General features: G+C 71.5%; 3 protein-coding genes and 1 pseudogene. 2 read left to right on the top strand and 2 right to left on the bottom strand.

The features are described 5' to 3' along the window. Positions 1-446: 446 nt before the first annotated feature. The gene (locus ACFXG1_RS32810) at positions 447-2,993 is read left to right on the top strand and encodes a M14 family zinc carboxypeptidase (protein WP_384745823.1); all 2,547 of its coding nucleotides are present in this window, start codon (positions 447-449) and stop codon (positions 2,991-2,993) included. 109 nt (positions 2,994-3,102) lie between these two features. Here the strand turns inward: ACFXG1_RS32810 and ACFXG1_RS32805 are convergent, their stop codons facing one another. Continuing rightward, entirely contained in the window at positions 3,103-3,528 is a 426-nt protein-coding gene (locus tag ACFXG1_RS32805; protein ID WP_384722373.1) for an organic hydroperoxide resistance protein, read from the bottom strand. 70 nt (positions 3,529-3,598) lie between these two features. Continuing rightward, positions 3,599-4,618, bottom strand: coding sequence for an NADP-dependent oxidoreductase (locus ACFXG1_RS32800; RefSeq protein WP_384722375.1), 1,020 nt, complete (start codon positions 4,616-4,618; stop codon positions 3,599-3,601). A 111-nt stretch (positions 4,619-4,729) separates the two neighbouring features. Between ACFXG1_RS32800 and ACFXG1_RS32795 the strand changes: the two are divergent. After that, positions 4,730-5,224 (top strand): annotated as a pseudogene (locus tag ACFXG1_RS32795) (MarR family winged helix-turn-helix transcriptional regulator); the annotation flags it as partial. Positions 5,225-5,610 lie beyond the last annotated feature (386 nt).

The raw sequence follows: 5,610 nt of genomic DNA, 5'->3' as shown, positions 1-5,610 counted from the left end.
AGGCGCTGGGCGCGTTCGGGCGGCACGTCGGCCTGGCCTTCCAGACCACGACGCGCCCCTTCGGCTCACTCGCCATCCCGAGGTGAGGCTCCCCGGTCCAGCAGGCCCGGGCGCACGCTCTCTTTCCAGAACACGGCGCGGCCCTTCGGCTCACTCGCCGTCCCGGGGTGAGGCTGCCCGGTTGGAGGGGGCCGGGGCGCGCGCTCTCCTTCCAGACCACGACGCGGCCCTTCGGCTCACTCGCCCTGGTCGCGGCTGTCGGTGGGGCCCTCCGGGAGGCTTCCCGGTGGCTCCCGGCCATCGGCACGGGGAAATACGTGGCCTATCCCTCTTGATTGTTCCGCGGCTCAACCGGTAGACCCCTGCGTATCGAACGCGATGACTCATCCGCACACCTGTGCACTTGCGTCACAGCGGTCGTCCCCGATCCCCGGAGGCAACCACGCATGGGCATTTCCAGACCCGTTCTGGTCACGACCACGGCCCTCGCCGTCGCCGTGCTCCTCGCACCCGTTCCCGCGGCGGCCCGCCCCGGCGCGCCGTCCGTGCCGGGCACCGTGCCCGGCGGTACGGGCCCCGATCCCGTACGCGACACGGGCGCGACCGACTCGGCCCTCTCCAAGGCCCCGCTCGCGGCCACCCGTAACGCGCTGACCGCGCCCTCCCACTCCGTCCACCGCGCCGAGGGCTATCCGCGGAAGACCGTCCTCACCGCGCCGCCCGTCGACCAGTCCGACAAGTCGCTGAAGCTGGGCCTGGTCCCGTACCACGCGATCGCCCCGAAGCTGAACGAGCTCCAGAAGCTGGGCGACCGGGTCAGTGTCGAGGTCGCGGGCCGTTCCACGACGGGCCGCGAGCTGTATCTCGTCACCGTCACCGCGCCCGAGAGCGGCCGGGAGGCCCGCGAGCAGGAGCGGATGCGGGAGCGAATAGAGAATGCCCCGGCCGCCGCGGCCCGGGACTCGCGGATCAAGAAGACGTACAAGACGCCCGTCTTCATCAACAACAACATCCACGGCAACGAGTGGGAGGGTACGGACGCGGCCCTGAAGCTCATCGAGGAGCTGGCGAAGGCGAAGGACGCCGAGACCGTCTCCCTGCTGGCGAAGAACCGGATCTATCTCAATGTCACCGCGAACCCGGACGGCCGGGTCGCCGGGACCCGGGCCAACGCCAACGGCTTCGACCTGAACCGGGACTTCATCACGGCCACCCAGCCGGAGACCCGGGCGGTCCGGCAGATCGCCATCGACAAGCAGCCCGCCGTCATGCTGGATCTGCACGGCTATGTCAACGGCACGCTGATCGAGCCGACGACCCCGCCGCACGGCGAGAACTACGAGTACGACCTCTTCCTGAAGAACGCGTACGCCAACGCGCTCGGGATGGAGAAGGCGGTCAACGGGCTCGGCTACACCCCGGAGAAGGACGGGGTACGGCCGGTGGAGATCCCGTTCCGCGACTCGGCCGAGGGCTGGGACGACTGGCCGCCGATCTTCACCCCGCAGTACATGCCGTTCCAGGGCGCGGTCGCCTCGCACACCATCGAGTTCCCGATGCGGGTCAACGGCAGCGCGTACGACACCCTCGCGGTGGAGGAGCTGCGCCGCCGCTCCACGATCAACACGGCGATCGCGGGCGCGGCGATGCGCGCGACGCTCGACTTCACCCGGACCAACCGGAACCAGGTACTGGCCGACCAGATCGAGACGTTCCGGCGGGGCGCAGCGGGCGAGGCGCAGCGGCCCGTGTCCGAGGAGACGGTGCCCGGGGTGCCCGGGATCGGCCCCGAGGACGTGTACACGACCACGTTCCCGCGCGCGTATGTGATCCCGGCCGGTTCCGGGCAGCGCAGTGGTGTCGCGGCGGGCCGACTGGTGGACCATCTGGTCGCCAACGACGTGAAGGTGGAGCGGGCCGTTCTGCCGTTCCGGCTCGGCGGGAAGGTCTATCCGGCCGGGTCGTACGTGGTCGATATGCGGCAGCCCAAGCGGGGCATCGCCAATGTGATGCTGGCCGCCGGGCGCGACATCAGCGCCGATGTGTCGGCGATGTACGACATCTCGGGCTGGAGCCTCGGGCTGCTGTGGGGCGCTTCGGTGGACCGGGTCGCGCACGGCGACCCGCGGATCGTGGGCCGTCCGGTGGCCGCGGCGGCGCCGACGGGCTATGTGGCGCCGTGGGGCGATCTGAAGCTGCGGCTCGACGACCCGAAGGAGCTGGCGGCGCTCAACTCCCTGCTGGCTCAGGGGGTCGCGGTCCGGCGGACCGGGGACGGCGCGGCGATCGTGCCGGGTTCGGCGCGTAAGGCGGCCGTCGTGGCCGCGGACCGGTACGGGGTCGTCTTCGCGGCGACCCGGGACCGCGGGGTCGCTCCGCTGAAGCGGACCCGGGTGGCCGCGGCGGTGACCTCGGGCGAGCAGTTCGCCCTGCGGGAGATGGGCTTCGACGTCGTCCCGGTGTCGACCGCCGTCCTCAACGCGGGCTTTGACTGGAAGTCGGCGGACGCGCTGATCGTGTCGACCGGGCTGAGCTGGTCGGCGCTGACCCCGGCCGCGCGGGACGCGTTCGCCGCGAGCGGTGTCGCCTTCACCGGTCTCGGCGCGGCGGGCGCGACGTTCGGCAACCAGTCCGGGCTGATCACCGCGACGGCCGTGGAGGGCAACGGCGACGCCAATGGTGTCGTACGGGTCACCAACGCGGGCGGCGCGCTGACCGGCGGGGCGCCGGGCCACACGTTCGTCTACTCGCCGGTGTGGTTCACGGGCCTGGGCGACGGGGTGCGGACCGACCAGTCGTACGCCACGGGCAATCCGCTGGTGGCGGGCCACTGGCGGGCCCTGGCCGACGGCACGGGCGGCCCCTCGGACGCGTCGGGCAAGCCGGCGGTGGTGAGCCGGGGCTCCGCGGTGCTGATCGGCACCGAGCCGCTCTTCCGCGACCACCCCAAGGGCTCCTTCGCCCTGGTGGCCCGCGCGCTCATGACGCGCTGACCCGCTGACCCGATCCCAAAAGGCACGGCCCCCGCGCCGCGGCGTTTCGCCGGGCGCGGGGGCCGTGAAGTCCGCGGAGCCTTGAAACGGGCCCTTGAAGCGGCGCGGGCTACGCGACCGTGAGCGTCACCGTGATGTTGCCGCGGGTCGCCTTCGAGTACGGGCACACCTCGTGGGCCTTCTCGATCAGCTCGCGCGCACGCGCCTCGTCCACGTCGGGTATCCGCGCGGAGATACCGACGATGATGCCGAAGCCCTCCGCGTTCTTCCCGATGCCGACCTCCGCGGTGACCGTGGCCCCGCTGACGTCGACGCCCTCCTGGCGGGCCACGACGCTCAGCGCGCCCTGGAAGCAGGCGCTGTAACCGGCGGCGAAGAGCTGCTCGGGGTTGGTGCCCGCGCCCGAGCCACCCAGCTCCTTGGGCGGGTTGACGACGACGTCGAGCTTGCCGTCGTCCGTGGAGACCCGGCCGTCCCGGCCGTTCTCCGCGGTGGCGACGGCCGTGTAGGCGACGTCGGACTGCTGGATGGGCATATGGATCCCTCCCTCATGCGCCGCGGCTCGCGCCCACGACCGCGGCGGCTGGTCGAACGACCCTAACCCGTCAGGCCGGAAGTGCGACGATCATCTTTCCGGTGTTCTCGCCGCGCAGAACGCCGAGGAACGCGTCGAAGCCGTTCTCGATGCCTTCGACGACGGTCTCGTCGTAGACCAGCTCACCGGAGGCGAGCCAGCCCGCGGCCTCCGTGATGTACTGCCGCAGCAGACCGAAGTAGTCCGTCACCAGGAAGCCTTCGAGGCGCAGCTGCTTGGTGACGGCCAGGTAGAGGTTGTTGGGCCCGGGGGCGGGCTCGGTGGCGTTGTACATGGAGATGGCGCCGCACAGGGCCGCGCGGCCCTTCGTCTTGAAAGCGCCGATCGCGGCCTCCAGATGCTCGCCGCCCACATTGTCGAAGTAGACGTCGATACCGTCCGGCGCGGCCTCGGCGAGCTGCTGGGCGACCGGGCCGTCCTTGTAGTTGAAGGCGGCGTCGAAGCCGTACCCCTTCACCAGGCGCTCGACCTTGGCGTCGGACCCGGCGGAGCCGATGACCCGGGAGGCGCCCTTGATCCGGGCGATCTGGCCCACGTAGCCGCCGACCGCGCCCGCCGCGCCGGAGACGAAGACCGTGTCGCCCTCCTTGATCCCGGCGACCTCCAGCAGCCCCGCGTAGGCGGTGAGGCCGGTCATCCCGAGGACGCCCAGATAGGCGGAGGCGGGGGCGAGGGACGTGTCGATCTTCCGGGCCTCCCGGGCGGGCACCTCGGCGATCTCGCGCCAGCCGAGCTGGTGCGCCACGATGTCGCCGACGGCGAAGCCCGCCACGTCGGAGGCGATGACCTCACCGACCGCGCCGCCGTGCATGGGCTGATTCAGCTCGTACGGCGCGGCGTACGACTTGGCGTCGCTCATCCGGCCGCGCATATACGGGTCGACGGAGAAGTGGCTGTTGCGCACGAGGATATGGCCGTCGGCGGGCTCGGTGACGGGGACCTCGCGCAACGCCACGAGATCCTTCGTCGGCCAGCCGTGCGGACGGGCGACGAGGTGCCACTCACGACTGGTCTTCGGCAGTGCTGACATCCGGGAGAGCCTCCTGCGCGGTAGCGCTTCATGAAGAGAAAGATTCAAGTGATGAAGTAAATCCCATCAAAGATATTTCATGTTGTCAAGTATCGGAGTACGCTGGCCGGTATGCCCACTGAACGCGCCGCCGCGGCCCCCGATATCCCTCCCGAACCCATCGACCGGCCCACCGGGCGCACCGCGCCCGAGGACGGTGTGTCGGGCGAGGTGCTCGATCTGATCGGGGGCGTGGTCTCCCGCTTCCTGACGGCGTACGAGCACGCCGCGGGCGAGCACTCCCTCACGGTCGCGCAGGCGAAGGTGCTGGCGCTGCTGACCGAGGGGCCGCTGCCGATGCGGCAGCTGGCCGACCGGATGGCGTGCGAGCCGTCGAACATCACGGGGATCATCGACCGGCTGGAACTGCGCGGCCTGGTGGAGCGGCATCCCGACCCGAACGACCGCCGGGTGAAGCACGCGGCGGCGACGGACGCGGGCGCGGAGATGACCCGGCGGCTGCGCCGGTCACTGAAGGCGGCCCACTTCGCCCGCGAGCCGCTGGCCGGGCTGAGCCCGGTGGAGCAGGTGCTTCTGCGGGACCTGTTGAAGCGCCTCGTCAACGACGCGCCCGACGCGCCCGACGCGCCCGACGCCGGAGGCTCCGCCACAAGCGGCCCGTACGTCACCTGCGTAACAGGAGTAATCAACGCCCCCGGCGCGCGAACGGAAGACGCTCGGGACGCACGGGCTGATGACGCACGGACCGGTGCCGCACGAGGAGCCGCGTAACCCACCGCGAGACCTCCGGGCCCATCAGGCCCATCAGGCCCCTGACGGTCAGACGCACCACCACAGGAACGGCGTACACGTCTCGGTCGGGGTCGGCGTCGGCGTCGGCGTCGGGGGCGGCACGGGCCGGGTCGATCCCGTCGGCGCGGGTGCCGAGCCGCTGGGCCGGGGCGGCTCCGGCGTCCCGGTCGGCGACGGGGCGTCGGGGGGCGGGCGGGGGC

Origin of the sequence: Streptomyces sp. NPDC059248 (assembly GCF_042753905.1) — a bacterium.
In the GTDB taxonomy this organism is placed as follows: domain Bacteria; phylum Actinomycetota; class Actinomycetes; order Streptomycetales; family Streptomycetaceae; genus Streptomyces.
The sequence above is the reverse complement of the archived record's forward strand: the minus strand, read 5'-3'. Positions and strand labels throughout refer to the sequence as shown.